General features: G+C 38.0%; 10 protein-coding genes. All 10 read right to left on the bottom strand.

Annotation, left to right across the window (positions count from 1 at the left end; translation table 11 throughout):
• Positions 1 to 319 precede the first annotated feature (319 nt).
• The 10 genes from C5470_RS01730 to C5470_RS01685 all read right to left on the bottom strand — a co-directional run bounded on the left by C5470_RS01730 (position 320) and on the right by C5470_RS01685 (position 17,194).
• A complete protein-coding gene (locus C5470_RS01730) occupies positions 320 to 1,216 on the bottom strand; it encodes a hypothetical protein (RefSeq protein ID WP_166285429.1) in 897 nt (298 codons plus the stop codon).
• Positions 1,217 to 1,669: 453 nt separating this feature from the next.
• Positions 1,670 to 2,572: a hypothetical protein gene (locus C5470_RS01725; RefSeq protein WP_166285427.1), complete on the bottom strand. Its 903-nt coding sequence runs from the start codon at positions 2,570 to 2,572 to the stop codon at positions 1,670 to 1,672.
• Positions 2,573 to 2,976: 404 nt separating this feature from the next.
• Entirely contained in the window at positions 2,977 to 4,053 is a 1,077-nt protein-coding gene (locus C5470_RS01720) for a hypothetical protein (protein ID WP_242687786.1), read from the bottom strand.
• The gene (locus C5470_RS01715) at positions 4,043 to 4,978 is read right to left on the bottom strand and encodes a hypothetical protein (RefSeq protein ID WP_166285425.1); all 936 of its coding nucleotides are present in this window, start codon (positions 4,976 to 4,978) and stop codon (positions 4,043 to 4,045) included. The genes C5470_RS01720 and C5470_RS01715 overlap by 11 nt, the downstream gene beginning before the upstream one ends.
• Positions 4,979 to 5,056: 78 nt before the next feature.
• Positions 5,057 to 5,959, bottom strand: coding sequence for a Pvc16 family protein (locus tag C5470_RS01710; RefSeq protein WP_166285423.1), 903 nt, complete (start codon positions 5,957 to 5,959; stop codon positions 5,057 to 5,059).
• Positions 5,960 to 5,983: 24 nt separating this feature from the next.
• On the bottom strand, positions 5,984 to 8,068 hold the full coding sequence (locus C5470_RS01705) for an ATP-binding protein (protein WP_166285421.1): 2,085 nt from the start codon (positions 8,066 to 8,068) through the stop codon (positions 5,984 to 5,986).
• A gap of 9 nt (positions 8,069 to 8,077) precedes the next feature.
• Positions 8,078 to 9,724, bottom strand: a complete 1,647-nt coding sequence (locus tag C5470_RS01700) for a contractile injection system tape measure protein (protein WP_166285419.1) — start codon at positions 9,722 to 9,724, stop codon at positions 8,078 to 8,080.
• Between the two features lie 63 nt (positions 9,725 to 9,787).
• Entirely contained in the window at positions 9,788 to 11,017 is a 1,230-nt protein-coding gene (locus tag C5470_RS01695; RefSeq protein ID WP_166285417.1) for a tail fiber protein, read from the bottom strand.
• Between the two features lie 109 nt (positions 11,018 to 11,126).
• Positions 11,127 to 14,480, bottom strand: coding sequence for a hypothetical protein (locus C5470_RS01690; protein ID WP_166285415.1), 3,354 nt, complete (start codon positions 14,478 to 14,480; stop codon positions 11,127 to 11,129).
• Entirely contained in the window at positions 14,477 to 17,194 is a 2,718-nt protein-coding gene (locus tag C5470_RS01685) for a hypothetical protein (RefSeq protein WP_166285413.1), read from the bottom strand. Before C5470_RS01685 ends, C5470_RS01690 begins: the two co-directional genes overlap by 4 nt.
• Positions 17,195 to 17,258: the final 64 nt, after the last annotated feature.

Raw genomic sequence — 17,258 nt, 5'->3', positions numbered from 1 at the left:
TTATTACCCGTTGATTTTTTAATAATAAATAGTGTTTTTATACAAATAATCAATTAATATAAAATTAAAGCATTGAGTGTCAGTTGTCCAGGGGAAATAGATTCTCTCATATATTGTGATCTGTTTATCATTTCAGATAATTATATAAAAATTAAATAATGGATGTGATGGATATTTTATGCAAAGAGAATAATAAGGATTACTCCTAATTATTCTCATGTTAATTATTAGCTCTTGGCGATATAATCAGTGCTTTCTCCTTAAGGATGAACACATGGTTCACCTAATCTGTATATCGTTCTATCATTGCTTTGAGTAGTTATACTTCCATTCTACTCTTATTTCTAGGTGTATATTTTTGCCATAATTCTGGGTCTTTATCCCATGGTGCAATGGTTTCTTTACCATTCTCATAGAAATGAATTCTTCCTGCTAACCTTGTTCTGTTTCGGTATGCATAACGTAGTTCGGAAGCGGTAATTGATTCACCGGGTCCTGCTTTTAAAGGAGTAGGGCCTTTTGTTTTATTAACAACTTTTTTAATATCCAGACCATCAAGAATAAAATGTATTTTTGTTCTCTGATTACTGGCCGCTATTTCTATACCCAGTTTACTTCCTCTTTTCCAGAGTAATCTAGGGGCAGGACTTCCTCCGTATACATGCCATGTATGATAATAATCAGAATTATATTTACTGACTGTTTCTTTAAATATATTAGAAATGTTAAATTTTTCATTTCTAATCCCGGCCTCAAAATAATCATTCCATAATGGATATTTTTCTATTTTTCTTGAAGAAATATCTGCCCGTAAATCATTATTTACCTTAATGTCCTTTGCATATTTTTCGGGATCTTTCATAAGGTTTTGTAATTTATCTTTTTTGAAGTTATTTATGAAATTTAGTAGCCTATTGGTTGAGATTTTCTTTGCATTTTTATTCAAGATAATCATAGATGTTCCATTGTTATAAACATCTATAATCATTGCAGCATTTTCTGGATCATCTGGATTAAATTTGGGATTGGTTTCTCTTATATATCTCCCTCTTTCAGAAGCAAGGCCATAAAACAGATCTCCATTATCTTTATTATAATTATCTTTCGGTGATCTATGCGTGTTATTACTTGTACTTATCGAATCATTCTCAGTGGAATTTTCTGACTGGAATGAGCGTCTTTTTTGCCTTTCTTTTCTGTTATATTCGTATTCCATATTATCACCTATTAGTTTAGGGTAAGAAGTATATTGTAAATAAATAATATATTAAGAATGTATATTTAATTCAATAGCTTCAATCTACAGCATAAGACTGTATGTTTTTATCTTGTTATTTAAATGATTGTATTTGATGGCAAAGTTATAAAAATAGCTATTTTAATGAAAATACATTTTCAGACTTGTCTTATTTTTTAATAAATATTTTTTCATAATAAAATTCTGATTAATCAGAAAAATAATAAAATAGATGGATTATTAGAAATAAATTATTGTCTGGAATGGGAATGTGGGTAGAGAAAATGAAAGAGAGTGCGCCACAGATGGCGCAAAGAATATTTGGTTTGGCTTGATATTTTATTGTTATTGGTTACCCATTGATTGGATATTTTTGATAAGAAAAAAAGCAAATTATATGAAATACAATATATAAAGACTTGTTAATTTATTTTATTGCTTTGTGCCGGGCATTTTATGCCAGGTATTTGTGCCTTTCTTTTTATATGAAGTGATATAGCTCAGGGGAATAGGCGTAATAAATGTCAGCTCTTCTGTACGCGCGGGCATCATGGCTACGAATTCTGATTGTTGAAGAGTCAGATGGCTCATCAAAAACTCGGGAGAATTAATGTTCTTTCTTTCTTTTTTAATTTTCAGGCCTATAGTTTCTTCATTCATATCATGCGGTTTTAGTCCAGGAATTTCCATCTTATACAGATAGGCAGACTGTTCTCCAAATCCACCACAATCTGTGTTTATTCCTGTGGATACATAGTTCTGATTTGGGCTCCTGACATGTCCTGCCATATGCGCTGATGGTCCATCGCTAATAAATGCATCCGTCAATGCTTTCTTAATCTCGGTAACATGCTTTTTTGACCATGAATAAAATCCACCTGCTGCTGCGATTTTTTCAGGATCCCGATTATCTCCTCTATAAACAATGACATTTTTTTGATCTGTCAGTTCTAATTCATGTTTGCCAACCGGTAAAGTTGAAGATGTTATGTCATTAAAACTTGATGTTAATAATGTCTCAGAGTCTACAGTGGAAGATGTTGATTGATTAGCTGCTGATGTTGAACTTTCCGCAGTTGTAATAACCGGAAATTCTTTTCCCTGTAATGATTTTGGCTTTGGTTTATTAATATTTACAGAAGAGCTGCTTGATGAAGAGGGCATCGCAAATTGGGAAGAGGATTTTTTGGTGTCGGAGAATCCTTTTTCATTCAATGCTTTTATACGTTCACTTATTGTCAGCACACGGTTAGTAGGAGCTAACTTATCACTATCTATCAATATTTTTGATGAGCTTTCTTTTTGCTTTTCATCTTTTTCAGATTCGTTTTCCATATTATCACCTATTAGTTTTGAGTAAGAAATATATAGAGGATAAATAATCATATTAAGAGATTATGTTTAATTCAATAGCCTTGCCTTACAGCATAATTCTGTATGTTTTCATTTTTTTATTTAACTGTTTGTATTTTATGGTGGAATCACAAGATAGATGATTTAATTAAAATTAATTTTCAGACTTGTCTTGTTTTTTAATGAATGTTTTATTGCAATAAAAACTGACTAATCAGAAAAATAATAAAATAGATGGATTTAAAAGATCAATTATTATGGGGAATGGGAAAATAGGGTTTAGCATTGCTATGTCCCAGATATTTTCCCTGATTTAGTAGGATGGAATGATTGTGGTTGAATAGTAATGTTTTCTATTTTAAACGGTTTTTATTATCCTTGGGTAATTAGCTGTCTCTATTATTTGATGAAAGTTTTAATACTTGTTTATTAATGCTATTAATTCTGATTTCTATTTTGTTTCTTGTCCTTGCTAATGTATCTAAGGTTAATTTTTCTCCCTTTATTTTAGCGGAAAACCCGGAAAGGCTCATTTCATCATCTCCATAGTTTCTACGCATAAATGTGACTGCATCAGAATGACTTTCATTGAGAACTTCACGGATACTATTGGTGAAATCTAATATATGTCTGGCTTTATCATCACTCAATCCTGCTAATGCTTTATGGTGCGATATGGCCAGTTCAGCAAGTTTATAGGCAGGAATTCTTGCCGGGGATATTTTGCTTACAATTTTTGATGTGATTAAACCACCGGCAGTCACTTTTAGATTATCTTTATTCCCAAGTTTCTTCTTGATTGCTTTTAAGATAGGGTTTTTATCGTAATTATTGATATCGAATATCATATTTCTTGTTTTAGGGTAAGGATGTGCGATTTCCAATTTCTCATTTAATTTTTCGATTGCTGTATCATTAAGATAATTTAATCCTGTTCCGGCTAATGCGCCAATACCCATGCCAGCCAGAGTGCCAATACCCGGTGCTATAGCACTTCCTATAGCACCACCAATAGCGCCACCGGCTATACTGCCTCCTGTATTTAATAGGGTTTGTAATGCAGTCGTCCCTATATTTTTAGCCATATTACTTCCAGCAGATTCAGGGGAGTCCATTGATTTTAAGGTCCAGTCTAATTGTTTTAAGTGGCCTTTAACCACAACCATCCATTTGTAATATTCGGAAATGTTTTCTTTCCAAAATGAATAATCCTGAATTTGACTTAAACTGACAGAACTATTCCTCATCATGCTATTTAAATCTAATCCGAAGCTTAATTGGGTACTTTCTATATCATCATTAATAGAATGACTTGACGGTATTGTAAGCTCTTTTTCTCTATTTTTAAGATGGTTATTATTTTCACTGTATTTATTTATCGGCATGTTATCACCTAAATGTTTTCCTGATAAGAAAAATATTAATGTAGTACTAGTGTTAGTGATTTTATATTTACTTTTCAATTTTATTCCATTTATTCACCTTAACATTCCCTGGGATTTTGATTTCGAGACTATTACCAAATACATTGTCTATGCTTTTTAAAATTGCTTTCGCATCTAAACGCCCTAATTGAACTGGACTTATACCAGATCGTTTTAATAATAATGATTTCAAATCAGACAGTTTTCCTTTTACAGCAGGGGATTGTGAAAGATTTTTTTCGTGAAGCAAATCAGGAGAAGCGAAAAATTCAGCCTGATCTAACCTAAGTTCTTTAAGTTCTTCTGGATCTTCTATATTAATTTCTGCAAAATGAGTTGTATTAGATAAGAATTTTCTATTGGATACTTCTCCATCTATTGCTAGTAAGTAGAAGGTAAATGCTGTATTTCCTAAACGGTTCCAATCGTCTTCATTGGTGTTACTTCCTTGAGTGCGATTTAATGTTTTTATTCCCTTATTTACCAAATTAAAGTTTGAACTAATCTCATCAAATGCAGGGTTTTCCTGCCCATTTCCGGAAGTATAATGTCTCAGTGTGAATTTCTTGTCTTTTACTTTAGCTAAATAATCATCTTTCGCTTTTTCAGAGGAAAATTTTATTTCATTATTGGTTATTTTATTCATTATGTCGAAGGGTAATTCTCTGTCATAAGGAGCAAATTTACCTTTAAATCGGTTGAAAATATCTTCAGCTTTAACTTTTTCATGTGAATTGTTTGGCATATTCGATGTTGCTGGTTTTTCATTTTTTTTTGCTAAATTTGGTATAGGTACCTGTACTTTTATTTTACTTTCATCATGCTTTAATTCTAGAGGGGCAGTTTTTTCTTCACTATTATTTGAAACTTTGGAGCTAGAGAGAGGATTTTTTTTGCTTATATGATTTGGTTGAACCTGAATGGAATCTTCGAAATGTTTTACAAGATTTGTAAGTTTTGGCATGATATTTCACCTATAAATTTTTATTAAGAGGTATGCTCGATAAAGTAATTTTGAAATTAAATTTATTAATGAAGTGTTTTATATTTCGATTAATTTTTCAGAATCCTCTTTTGAGATGATAATATCTATCCCATTTACTTTAACAACGGATTTCTGACTATTTACCCATATTGAAAGAATATCTTTTATTTTAGGTAAATAAGTTGAATAGGTAATGCCAGAAATCTCTAAAATAATGTTTTCATTTTCCTTACTATCATTATTATCTGTGGAGAGTTTAGTTATCAGATTAACTTTAGCAAGGGCAAGCCGAACATCTTCGGTACCACCTAAATCGGCACACAATTTATCTGCCAGAGCTTGATTTATTTGTAAACTGTCCAGATTGGGTTTTTGAACCACAGAAGTGGAGATTTTGCTGATTGGTATTACACTGTCTTCAATATCTTGGAGTTTCATTGGTATGGTAATGGAATACATTAAAGACAGACGTGGGCGATTACCAAGAGCTTGCCAAAAATTACCCAGGCTGCTTAAATTTTCCTGTTGCGGAATAATCCGGGTGTAGGCTCCGGGAATGTCGGTTAATTGGCGATTATTAATTAATGCATTTAAAACCCGTGTCATCACTTGTGCGGCTTGATTATCGGGCTGACTATCCGGGCTGGAACTGTCGCTTGAGGGTTTACTGGCATCCCAGTAAGTAATTAAATAGTTGCAATTGATATTTACCCATCCCGGTAATAATGTGCTGGTCATCGGATTATAACGTCTTGGTTCAGCAGAACGTAATTGTAAATCTTCATTGATATCATAAAGAAATACACTTACTGTCGGCTCCGATTGAATGGAATTAATTTCTGGTAGATCAAAACGTATATCAATTTTATTCCCATTAGTATTTAAATACTGGGATAAAACATTATTTAATGCTGTATTAACCTCAACAATCGCATTGTCAGAAGCAATGATACTTGTCATATTGACTCCAATCTTATTAATTTATTAAAAAACCAGTCGGCCCGTTTTGTTTAATTCTAGGGTAACGGCACGATCTATATGTTTATTTTCGATTTGTTCACTGTGATCATATTTCGCTAACATTGATGCTAATAAAGCAATATTTCTGATATTAGCGCCGGTCAAATCAGCCCGTTTAGCCAGATGTTCAAGATCAAGTTCATCAGATAGTTTAAGTTGTTCAGGCCAAATAACTTGCCACATTTTTTTACGTAACGCTTCATCAGGATAACTGAAACGAGTAATAAAGGTGAAACGGCGGTTAAATGCACTGTCCAAATGACAGCGGTTATTAGTGGCTAAAATCACCAACCCGGGATAATTTTCCAGCCGTTGTAATAAATAGGAGACTTCAATATTGGCGTGTCTGTCTTGTGCGTCTTTGGTTTCACTGCGTTTGCCAAATAAAGCGTCGGCTTCATCGAAAAACAGTACGCCGGAATCCGCTTCGGCCAGGTCGAAAATCCGGGAGATATTTTTTTCCGTTTCACCGATGTATTTATTCACCACGGTAGAGAGATCCACTTTAATCAAATCAACATCAAGATATCCGGCAATCACTTCTGCCGCCATGGTTTTACCGGTGCCGGATTCGCCGTAAAATAGCGCACTAATGCCGGTACTGTAGCCTATTTTTTCCCGAAATCCGGTGCCCAGAATCTGATCGCGATAATGAATGGCCGCGATAATTTCTTGTAATTGTTGAGCTAATGCATCTGAAATGACCAGATCATTAAAATTGCGTTTTGGGGTTATTCTCTGCGCTAATTTACCGAAATTTTGTTGAGCACGAAAACTTAATGCTTTATGCAGATCTATTTCTTCTAATTGGCCTTCTGGTTTTCGCAGTATTTGATATTGGTATGCTTCTTTAAGAATCAGTGGTAATGTTTCCGGTGTAAATGAAAAACGCTGACACAATTGAGTGACGTTTATTGCCTGGATTATATTATCCGGCAAGTTTGCTTCCAGTAGCGTTTTTTTATCTGCCAGCGTGAGTGCTGGCATATTAATTTGCACCATTGGCAGGTGTTTAATCCAGACTAATGCATCTCCCGGTTCTACCAGACAAATTGTTTTTAATTTTGGTTGATTCAGTAAAGTGGATAATTCGCTATGCAATATTTTCTTTTCATCGGTGAGTAAAGAAAAGTTACGGATTAATAAGCAGGCGTTGTGTAGCCGGGCTTCCCGTACCGCGTCTGTCAGTAAGTTAGCTATTGTGGTTTGGTTCTCTTCGTCAGGTAGGAGAGCTAAATCGAGAGTTAAGGTATTAATATTATGAGATGCCATAATATGACTGACCGCTATTTCTCTGGGGCTGTCCTGTTTTCCTCTAAGTATGACCAGTGGATGAATATCGTCTGTTTTATTCAGTAATATGTTTTCAAGTGAATGATAAAGGGTTTGTGGATACCAACTCTCTGAGTTTGGAGTACTCCAATAAACACAGGTTGTTAGAGGCGGCAAAATAACCTGTTGTCCTGATAGAAAATGCCAGACAGCGCGATGAGTTAAAAATTGCGTCTGTAACCAGATAGGTTCTTCGTGGTGATTCATGCGTAATAGTTGGTTACTGATTAACGGTGTTTGCGGTAAAAAGCTGTTTTGCAGTAATTGCCGATCACTTTGGCGGTGGCTAAATAATTCAATAGCCAAAGTAAAACTCGGCCACTGTTTTTTACTGTTACCATTTAGAGAGGCAAATAGTGCATGATAACGGCTGTCGAAATGCGGCAATAAACCTAATAGCAAGGCATCGCGTTCAAATTCAGTGAGTTCGAAACGTTCGACCAATAATGACAATGCATCAGGGGCAGTATTTTCCTTTGCTGCTGGATGGCTAATAATATCATTTGGTTTAGTTAGCCAATGGGGAATGCCTTGTGGTTTTGCCAGACGCTGATCTAATTCATCTTCGGCAAGTAAAAAACTTTCCGGTAAGGAGTCATATCTGTCACACTTTTGGTAATAGTAATGCTGTAATCGTAGATCGATACGTTCCAAATGGGGATAAATCCAGTGTGGTTTTGCCACTATATCGTGGTTATTTGTCAGCGGGTAATCCATATAAACCTTCTAAATATTTTGCCAGTCAATTCGTAAAGGGCGATCTAACCAGGGAAGTTTGGCGATATTTAATGGCCATGGCCAATCAGCCAACAGCGCATCAAATGGCTGATGCTGGATGGTGATTTTGATTGTTTGCTCGTCTGCCAATAATTCACCCGGCCGTTGTAAAAACAGTTGGCGGACATCATTACGGCTTAATTTTTTCCAGCCGGGAAGTTGGCTGATAACGGCATCCAACCATTGATCTATTATCAACTGTTTTTCTGGCTCGATAGAGATTGATTTAATATCTTTATCGGCCATTAGCCCACACAGAACGTAATTCAGTGCTTTTCTTTCTGCTGGTCTCTCTTCGGTTCCCCAAATCAGGTAGTCAAGTAAATCAACGGCATTAAACTGAGCCTGACGATGAATAAATTTCTGTGTTTCAAGCAGTCCAAGTTGATTAAACAGCGCGGGTAGCATCGGCCACAGAATTAATATTCCGGTATTATTTACTTGGAGTGGAGATAATAAAACTTGTTCAGAATGTGGCTTGTTGATAGTTTGAGGTTGGTTGCGGTTATTTCCTCTTATAACCGATGTATTATCCGATGTTGATAATGTTTGCTGATTTTCGGCGATTATCTTTTGATTTGTTGAGTGTTGATATTGCTGAGTGTTTGAGGAGTTAGCGCTATTCATGAGTGGTTTTATCTTAGATCTATTTTTACCTGTGTGGTTTGGCGTAAAGCATTCCAATAGATATTGGTATTCTTCAACCGACAGGTGCTTTTTGCAAAGCTGTGAAACAGAAGCTGTTTGCCAGAGTTGTTTTAGCCAACCATTTAATGGAGTGTTGTGGGTCATAGCCTGGTGAAATAACCTAATAACAGGCTCGGCATTAAGTGCACCGTTATTGAGTTCAGTGGTAATACGCGAGATGATTTTCGCATCGGGTTTAGGTATTTCCTGAGTATTGTGCCGCTGTATATATTCCAGTGCATTAAGTATCAATTGTCCGGAGGAGACAAGCTCCTCCTGATGTTGTGGTTTGTTGACTCTTTCGGATAATCTGCGGTTGATGGCAAGTAATAAGGCCGGTTGTCTGATAGCTAAAAGCCGTTGTAGACCATGTTCAGATAAACAGCCTTTCGCTAATAATAATGCTGATTTGTTTTCTATCTGCATTAATTGATTGATTAATGGCTTAATCTTGATATCGCTATTTTTATTATTGGTTATTACCTCCATTGGATTGAGTTGCGGACCTTTTCGATATAAGAAATGAATGAAATTCTCTGCATCAATTAAATGATTGTTACTGGATAAAGAGGTCTTATCGGTCAATTTATTGGATGTTGGTTTATTCAGTAGAATTTCTTCCTGATGGTTATTTATCTGATATTGGTTAAATGCTTTATTCAGCTCAACTTTGAGGCGAGCAGGGAATAATGAATTAAAGTCATGGAAACTTATTTCGCCAAGGTCCAAGGTTAAGCTATCTAAAGAGATATCCTGATGAATGTTATATTCATCAAAGTATGAGTTGAGTAATTTATTTATGCTGGCTTGATTAAGTAGGGAGCCATGCAATACTTTTTTAGCCACCTGTTGATTATTAGCCTCAATAGTAATGGTAATCCGGTTTAACAGATTTGGCTCCGAAGTCATATTGATATATCCTTGGTAATTAGTAAATAATAGGTAATTTAAATCTGTGTTAGTGGAATGGAATTAAAGTTTCATAATAAATGCCAGGATATAGTAGGGTGACATTGCATCGACTTGATGTGTATGTGCGGGAAGGGTAGTTGATGCAGTATGAGTATGACCTCTTCCGCTACCCGTCTTACTAGTGTAAGGCCAATAATGATTATGGCTGGTACTTTTTGTCCACTCTGCCCCCGATTGATTGTATATTGTACGATAGTCTGAAAGCCCACTATTATTCAACTCTGCGGTGTATCTAAGACCAGAGTTATAAGTAAACCCACCGCCCTGTATATGATTGTGACTTGGTATTTGATCTATGTTTAATGTAGTGTTATTTACCGTAACACTCATTGTTTTCGTTGGATTGTCTTTGCTATTAACGATAAAAGATTTGACATCTTTTTGTCCTGTAGCGGTATTTTTACTTTTCCCTCCAATATCGGAAATTGTCCCACTTAATATAAATCTGTTAATCAGATTAGGTGTGCCATTATTACCATCACACAGTGCCCAGCCTGTAGGAACACTACTACCAGAAAACATCACAATCATTCCTTTGGGGAGTACTTTATTGGGATCAATGCTAACACCGCTTGAATTAACCGAGATACCGTTACCGGCTTTGACTGAAACACCACTACTATCGACGTTAATACCATTACTGGCCTTAATATCTAATCCTTCACCACCTACTTTTACTCCCCAACCAATTCCTACCGATATCCCTGTAGATTCGACTTTAATAGTGGAATTTTTTGATTTTACAGAGATGCCATTAGTATCAACATTGATACCATTATTGGTTTTGACGGCAACACCACTACCATTAACGGTAATACCGTTGGCAGCTTTGACAGCCACATTATCATTATTGACAACAATGCCATTGCCTGGACCAACACATATTCCATTGGTTTTATTAACCAGACCGCTACCAAGGTCTATAGATAAAATATCATCTTTTAGCATTAATGGTGAAAAATCTTGGTTGGAAAGCGTACCTATTTTTAAATTAAGCGTACCGTCATCAGCCAATTTCAATCCTGTTCCTGGCCCATTTTGTTGTGGCGCTTGACCACATGCTTTACGCCCAATATCAGCAATATTAATCAGGTCAGCATAATCGGTCTGTAATGGAATGCTGCCTTCTTTAAAACGGATTTTCAAATCATCGGCTGAAGGCCCTTGCGGTTTAATATTGATATTTTCCAGATTGGCTTCGGAATTTTTCAGATTATATTTCTTTTCCATGTTTATTACCTTATATTATGTGGGCTATTATACTAAGAGATATTAAAATAATAGCGGGATTCTTGAAATATTTTAATATATGAATAAACGAGATGTTTATTTTATATTGTTAAAGTTTGTTTCCATCATAGGAGAAGTAAAAACCAAATTTTGTACGCACTTCTCCTTTAAGATCATTAGGATCAGAGAGGTAATTCAGTGATAAAATAAGCGGTTCTTCGGTATAAAATGATGCGCCAGAAAGATTTTGGTTTTCGTCTAATACAAATCCATAATAAAATGACCAGCTATTTTCGGCTGGAGGGTCATATAAATTCATTGCTTTCCATGATAAGTTAAGTCCTACTTTTTTCCTTCCTTTAATATGTAATGTTTCATCAGTAATAACCCCATTTTTGTTCTTCTTCACCTTGATATAATAATCTGTCCATGCATTATCTGATTTCAGTACGGCATATTCAGGCCCTATTTGGCTGTTATCGGTTAAAAATACCAGCTTGCCTTTATTATCTACCGGTTGATACAAATATTCTGAAATAGCCGTTGCTTTATTATTCTCTTTATTAAGATCAAAATCTACTCGCAATATACCTTTAGCATAAGGCACATATAATAGCTGATTATCTTTTATCACTTCTTCGTTCCATTGATCGCCCGATTGACCAATGACCTCAATACGTTGCTGTTCGGTGGCAATTCGCATACTGCCAATACCGGTTGCAGCGGAAGGTAATCTTCCCAGGGTTAAGGTCTCTAAAATATGGTATGCCTCGTCCCCTAAAGGCGCATCATTGTTTTGCCAGCGTTTATAGGTATTAGCAAAGTCTTCAAAATGTTTCGGTGATAACCAGTGAATAATCATCGAAATATGCGCGGGAAATTCAGCGAGAATCTCCGTTTTTACCCAAGATTCCAGTTTGTAAGGGTCAACTTTGCTGCTCTCAATTAACAGGTGATTTACTACCACGCTAACCACAAATGAGAAACGATCGGCCAAGGCATATTTTTCACTGGAGAAATACCAGCGATAGCGCCATGCTTCTGTCTCGGGTGGAAAATTATCCTGTGAGTCTTGGGTGCGTTTAATTAATATCTTGCCTTGAATGCGATCAAATTTGACTACTTGTGCTTTAAGTTCATATTCGGATTTCTTTTCAGCACGAACTGTACGGGCTAATGTCTTTTTGATGGGTCCAGATGGGCTAATGACATATTTCAGTGTGATTTCGTCATTTTCTTCAATCATGGCCGGGAAGGGGCTTTGGGCGCTGGAGGTAATCCAACGTTCATCTTCAGCATTGTTGTAATATGTGGCATCGGCATAAACTAATTGGTAATCCATATCTTCCAACCACACAGGGCTGTTTTGCCAAAACAGCTTGTTTTGTTCAAATGCCACCAGCACTCTTTCTAAATTATATTTTAGATCCGTGCTATTGCGTGTGTTGAGGGAGAATGTCTCTCCTGTCACCTCGGTGATCATTTGTCCCCGTAATGTAAATTCTCTGTCACCTTCAATGATAATCAGGTTAATCACCTGGCCTTGTAATAAGCGGTCTGCTGTGCCTTTTTGGGTGATTTTTAATTGATCATCTTCAACTATCAGAGAATCAGGCTGTTGCTTAGTATCGAATTGGATATCGGGTTTTACCGGTAGTAATTGACGATGTTCAATTAAATAGAAAGGCAGATTAGCTAGATCGGGCGTATCGCTGAAACATTCTCCGCCCAAACCTAACCGGGCCGCAATTCGTTTTTGTAGCGCCGACACTTTATCAATACGAATATTATTACGTTGATAGGTCAGTTCCGGTTGTTGAGCGAGATAACCGCGTTGGGTATCCAGAAAATCCCGAAAATCGAGGGTAAGTGGTCTGGCGGCAAGTTGAGCGCCAAAATAACTCAACAGATGATCTAAGATTTCCAGCTCTTTTATATAGTTTGGCCTTTGAATGTCATCATCAATATAGATTTGTGAATCGTAATTTAGTTTTGCAGTTAAGTCAGAGATGATCTGTTGATGAACGCTGTAACTGACCGTGTTCGCTTTGAAAGGCCATTGCACACCATATACTGTTTCCCCCCGTTGTTTAAAAGCCAGGAGTTTTGGCAACAGGGCCAGTTCAGCACAGCCGTTAGCCAGCATTTGTTCAAACGGTAGCATAAATTGGTGTAATTGTACCTGCGGTGGAGTACGTTTTTTATTCTGTAATCCATAGCAGGCAGGTAACTTATTACTCACCGGGTAGAAATCCAGAATTTTACGATATTTACCCCAGTCCAGTAATTCCGGCTGTGTATCGATCAGCGGCTCTGCAATAAGCTTTTCCTCGATATCTTGTTTAGAAACAATAATTTTAACACCCCCTTTGGCGGTAATGGTGAGGGGGCTATTTGGTGAGGTGATTAATGCGAGTGGGTCGTTACCCCATAATCTAGGGTAATATCCTTGGGCAATTTCCCAGGACCAATTATCGTTCAACTGTGGAGTAATGGTTTTATCGTGATTAGCTAATGCCAGCCGGCTTACACTTTGAACACCTTTGATAGCCAATAATCGGTTAACCAAATGACTTAGATTTAATACGGTAGCGCTGGTGTAATCTTTGGCTTTAGGTAATGCAGGTATCCAGCCGTGATGTAAATAAGGGCCGGAGAATATCTTTTCATTACTGTAGCCCAGATCTTTCATGGCTTGAGTGGTATAGCGGACGGGCTTTTCCTGCACCATTTGTTCCGCCGTCATATAAACCTGGGCGAAGATGTCAGGAATATCGATGACGTTATCATCAAGCTCAATATCAATCTGCAAAGGGAAATTGGTGGGTTGCAGCCAGATAATTTTGCTGATGGATTCCCCCAGATTACGGTTATTTTTTAGGAAATCGTTGAGCTTCTCCTGAGCCAGTTTATTATTGGCCTGAGCTTCTTGACCAGGCAGTAAATAGAGCCAGTAATTTCCTCTTAAGGTTAATTTTCCATCTGCTCCCAAGTTATTAAAGGTATATTCACGTTTCTTTTTGTTGTACCAATACTTATAGCGTTTATCTTCGGGTTCACGAATTAATTGGACATCATTAAAGAAAAAATAACCTTCGCTGGTGTCATTAATTGTGTCGCTATTGTGCAGGTCCAGTAAGGCTCGGCGATAATCTTCCGCAGTTATCGGGCCACAGGTCAGTGTTTGTTGTGGACCAAACTCTTGGGGGAAAATACCGTCGCCGGGTATCTGTTCCGTGGGGTTGGGCGTCAAAAGATCTTTCAGGGGTAATGAATGGCGGTAAGCCAGATCAGAGGCTCCATAACAACAGGCTTCCAATAAGGTGATACCGGGATCATTTTCACTGGTATTGCTCCAGCATTGGCCGGATTGTTGCTCAATCACCGTTTTGGCCTGAGCAAGTAAGGCATCGAAAGTAATATCGTCTTTGACGATGGGAAACAGGGCATCCTGATGATTCATTGGTTAACTCCTTGGTTTGAGGGACGCTTCTCAGGCCAGACCAAAATCAGCACTTCATCATCGGCAGCTTCGATACTTTCACCTATAGCGCCTATGGCACCCGTGGTTCGGTCAGCTCTCGTTATGCTTAAATTGGTGACTCGTTCCACCAGGGGGGATTGTTGGATGTTGGCTAACAGTTGGTAATAGTCAATACGGTTACCGGTTGTCACGCCGATAGTCGGATTTTCTCCCCATGGCATATATTTCCGACTTAATTGCTGTTGTAGCTGATGATGGCCGTAGTCAGAGTTAATACCTGAGATAAAGGTCACTTGGTAGTCCACATTAACGTCAACGTAGGTGGGATTATTAATTTCAATCGTTGCCCAAGGACTACTGAGGTGTTTGATCCATTCGACCATTTCTGCCAGCCGGGCAGGGTTTAACTTTGGTCGTAGGACATCATCGTTATCTTTGTAACGGCTGTTAGGGATCACAATCAGTCGTTGTATTTCTGGTGCCGGAATTCTGGTTAATTCATTAGCTGAAGGATATTTGACATCAAACAGGCTGATAAATTGTTCTTTTAATAAGGTGACAATATTGCCCCAACTCAGTACCCGATTACGGTGAGACAACCGGGCAGGCAGACGCGTCAGGAAAGTTTGCTCGGTTTCTTGCGAACGGCCGTTCCAGGAAGCCCAAGGTTGAGTGACGTTACTGATTGCTACTGATGTGCTGGTTGGCTGTTTAATGCTGCCAGCGGCCAATCCGTTGATAAAATGAGCCGGCTCAACGGTTTCTGTATTAACTAACGTCGCTGTCGTGGCGTTATATAGCAAACCTTTAATGCGTGGGTAATCCTGAGGATCAGTCTGCGCAGTTATCTCTGCTTTCAGCCAGTACCGTCCTGTCGGCATTAGAGCGGCCTGATTTGCAGCATCTTGTGGTAATAAGGTGTACCAGATACCCCGGTCAAACAAGTTACCCGTTTGATCGTCCACTAATTTGTCTAATGTGCTCCAGCTATTGCTTTCGTTGAGGTAAAACCAGGATAAAGTGAGCGCTTTAATACCTTCTAATTGCCAATATAAGGAGATAGTTTGTCCCGGTAATACACCGGTAAAGCCTAAATAGAAGGCTTCATGGGTGAGTGCTGGCATTTTTGCTGTTGCTTCATCTCGACCAAAAGGCGTCAGAGGGTAAACGGTGAATTGCTCAGGTTTGGCTTTAGCGCTGAATTGTACCTGCAATGCACTGATTTGCGGGGTGTAGGGGACATTTTTACCCGTGGGATTTTGCCAGTATTGGGCGTGCATAAAATCCTGTTCCGCTAATTCTATGCGCACTGATGCCGGCCATTCATTGGGCGATGGGCTGTCTACAAGGGGATAATTCATCGCCGGTAAGGTAAATGTCAGGCTTTGTCCTTGTGGGGCACCTGTTCCACCAAATAATGACTGAGATTTAGATTGATTAAGAACATCTCTCTTTTGAGATGTGACTAAGTAGCCTTGTACTTTGAATACACTATTATTGGCTGGTTTCGGATTGTATTTGTCATACCATGTTGAAAAACTACCGGTAGGCAAGCCAACCCATTGAGGAGTCATCGTCAATGTTGCGTTTTCCGAGCCATACCATTCCGAGGCAATCAGGTTAAAACCGGAACCCAGCGACGGTGATTGACCAAAGGGGAAGCTGGTGGTATCCGTCTGTTCTATACCGCCGTCAGAGGCATAGCGCACACTGCGGTTGCCGTTAATGCTGACTTCGATGCCTTTAATCTCGGGCAGAATAGGGCCTTGAGTGGTACCCAGTTTTAATGCCGGTACATTAAACGCCATATTATCTAAGGCATCAGGCGGCGTGACAGAGGCATCACTGGATGATAATCCAAGCTCAAGGTTTTTTTTGTCGATAGATTTTATTGACAAAGAAAGCCAATGATCTCCTGCGCTGATTTTAGCGGTGATGTGATCGGCATTACCTGCCCATTCGCTTGCCAGAGTCACTTTAATGCAGCGTTCTCCTGCCGGCATGGCAAATAAAGAGGAGGTAATCAGGTAACCAGACAGAACCGGAGTATCATGGGATGTTGGGCTAAAAAGCCGAATACCGTTTTCGGGTAATGCTATATTATTTGAACGGTTCAGTGGTGTTGCTGATTGCCAGCCATCTTTATCTTTGCGGTACCAATATAGGTCGGTTAATTCCCCTTGGTTTGCCAGCAAATCCGTATCTGATGCATATTGTAACGGATTGCCGGCGCTGTCTTGTCCTGCATCAAACAGCGTGCCTTGGGCTATCAGCGATTCTGTGCTGTTGGTATTGAGGGTAATTCCTAGCGCAACTTTATCCGCTTGGGCTTTTTTAGGTTTTAGCCCCAATAATTCCCGGTAATAAAGATCACGATGCCGGGCTGGGAAGGTATTTAATAATCGGTTGGTTGTTTCTAATAACTTTAAAAAAGCCAATATAAAAGCTTGATGTGCCGGTAAAAGGCCATCCGCTTTATTCACATTTTGGTAAATATCCGCCAATTGTTGAGGATTATTTTCTTGAATAAAGTAGAAACTGTCCCAGAACTGTTTTTTTTCTTGATCGAAAGGGATTTTTTCAGCATAAGCTTTAAGCCAGTTTAAAATATCCAGTGTACTTCTTTCGTCAAGTTTAAATACAGTATCTGGCACAATAGCAGAGAGTTTATTGTCTAACTCGGCCTGTCCCATATTTATACCACCTGTTATTGAATATATTCCTGATAGATTTTCAGGAGATCGTTGTTATTTAAAA

The organism is Photorhabdus stackebrandtii, from assembly GCF_011189495.1.
Lineage (GTDB): Bacteria > Pseudomonadota > Gammaproteobacteria > Enterobacterales > Enterobacteriaceae > Photorhabdus > Photorhabdus khanii.
Note: the sequence above shows the minus strand (reverse complement) of the source record. Positions and strands in the feature narration are given on the sequence as shown.

Bases quoted from the DNA above. Each gene is read 5' to 3' on its own strand.
- C5470_RS01685 (WP_166285413.1), bottom strand. From the start codon at position 17,194: ATGGGACAGGCCGAGTTAGACAATAAACTCTCTGCTATTGTGCCAGAT.
- C5470_RS01700 (WP_166285419.1), bottom strand. From the start codon at position 9,724: ATGACTTCGGAGCCAAATCTGTTAAACCGGATTACCATTACTATTGAG.
- C5470_RS01695 (WP_166285417.1), bottom strand. From the start codon at position 11,017: ATGGAAAAGAAATATAATCTGAAAAATTCCGAAGCCAATCTGGAAAAT.
- C5470_RS01715 (WP_166285425.1), bottom strand. From the start codon at position 4,978: ATGCCAAAACTTACAAATCTTGTAAAACATTTCGAAGATTCCATTCAG.
- C5470_RS01690 (WP_166285415.1), bottom strand. From the start codon at position 14,480: ATGAATCATCAGGATGCCCTGTTTCCCATCGTCAAAGACGATATTACT.
- C5470_RS01730 (WP_166285429.1), bottom strand. From the start codon at position 1,216: ATGGAATACGAATATAACAGAAAAGAAAGGCAAAAAAGACGCTCATTC.
- C5470_RS01725 (WP_166285427.1), bottom strand. From the start codon at position 2,572: ATGGAAAACGAATCTGAAAAAGATGAAAAGCAAAAAGAAAGCTCATCA.
- C5470_RS01705 (WP_166285421.1), bottom strand. From the start codon at position 8,068: ATGGATTACCCGCTGACAAATAACCACGATATAGTGGCAAAACCACAC.
- C5470_RS01710 (WP_166285423.1), bottom strand. From the start codon at position 5,959: ATGACAAGTATCATTGCTTCTGACAATGCGATTGTTGAGGTTAATACA.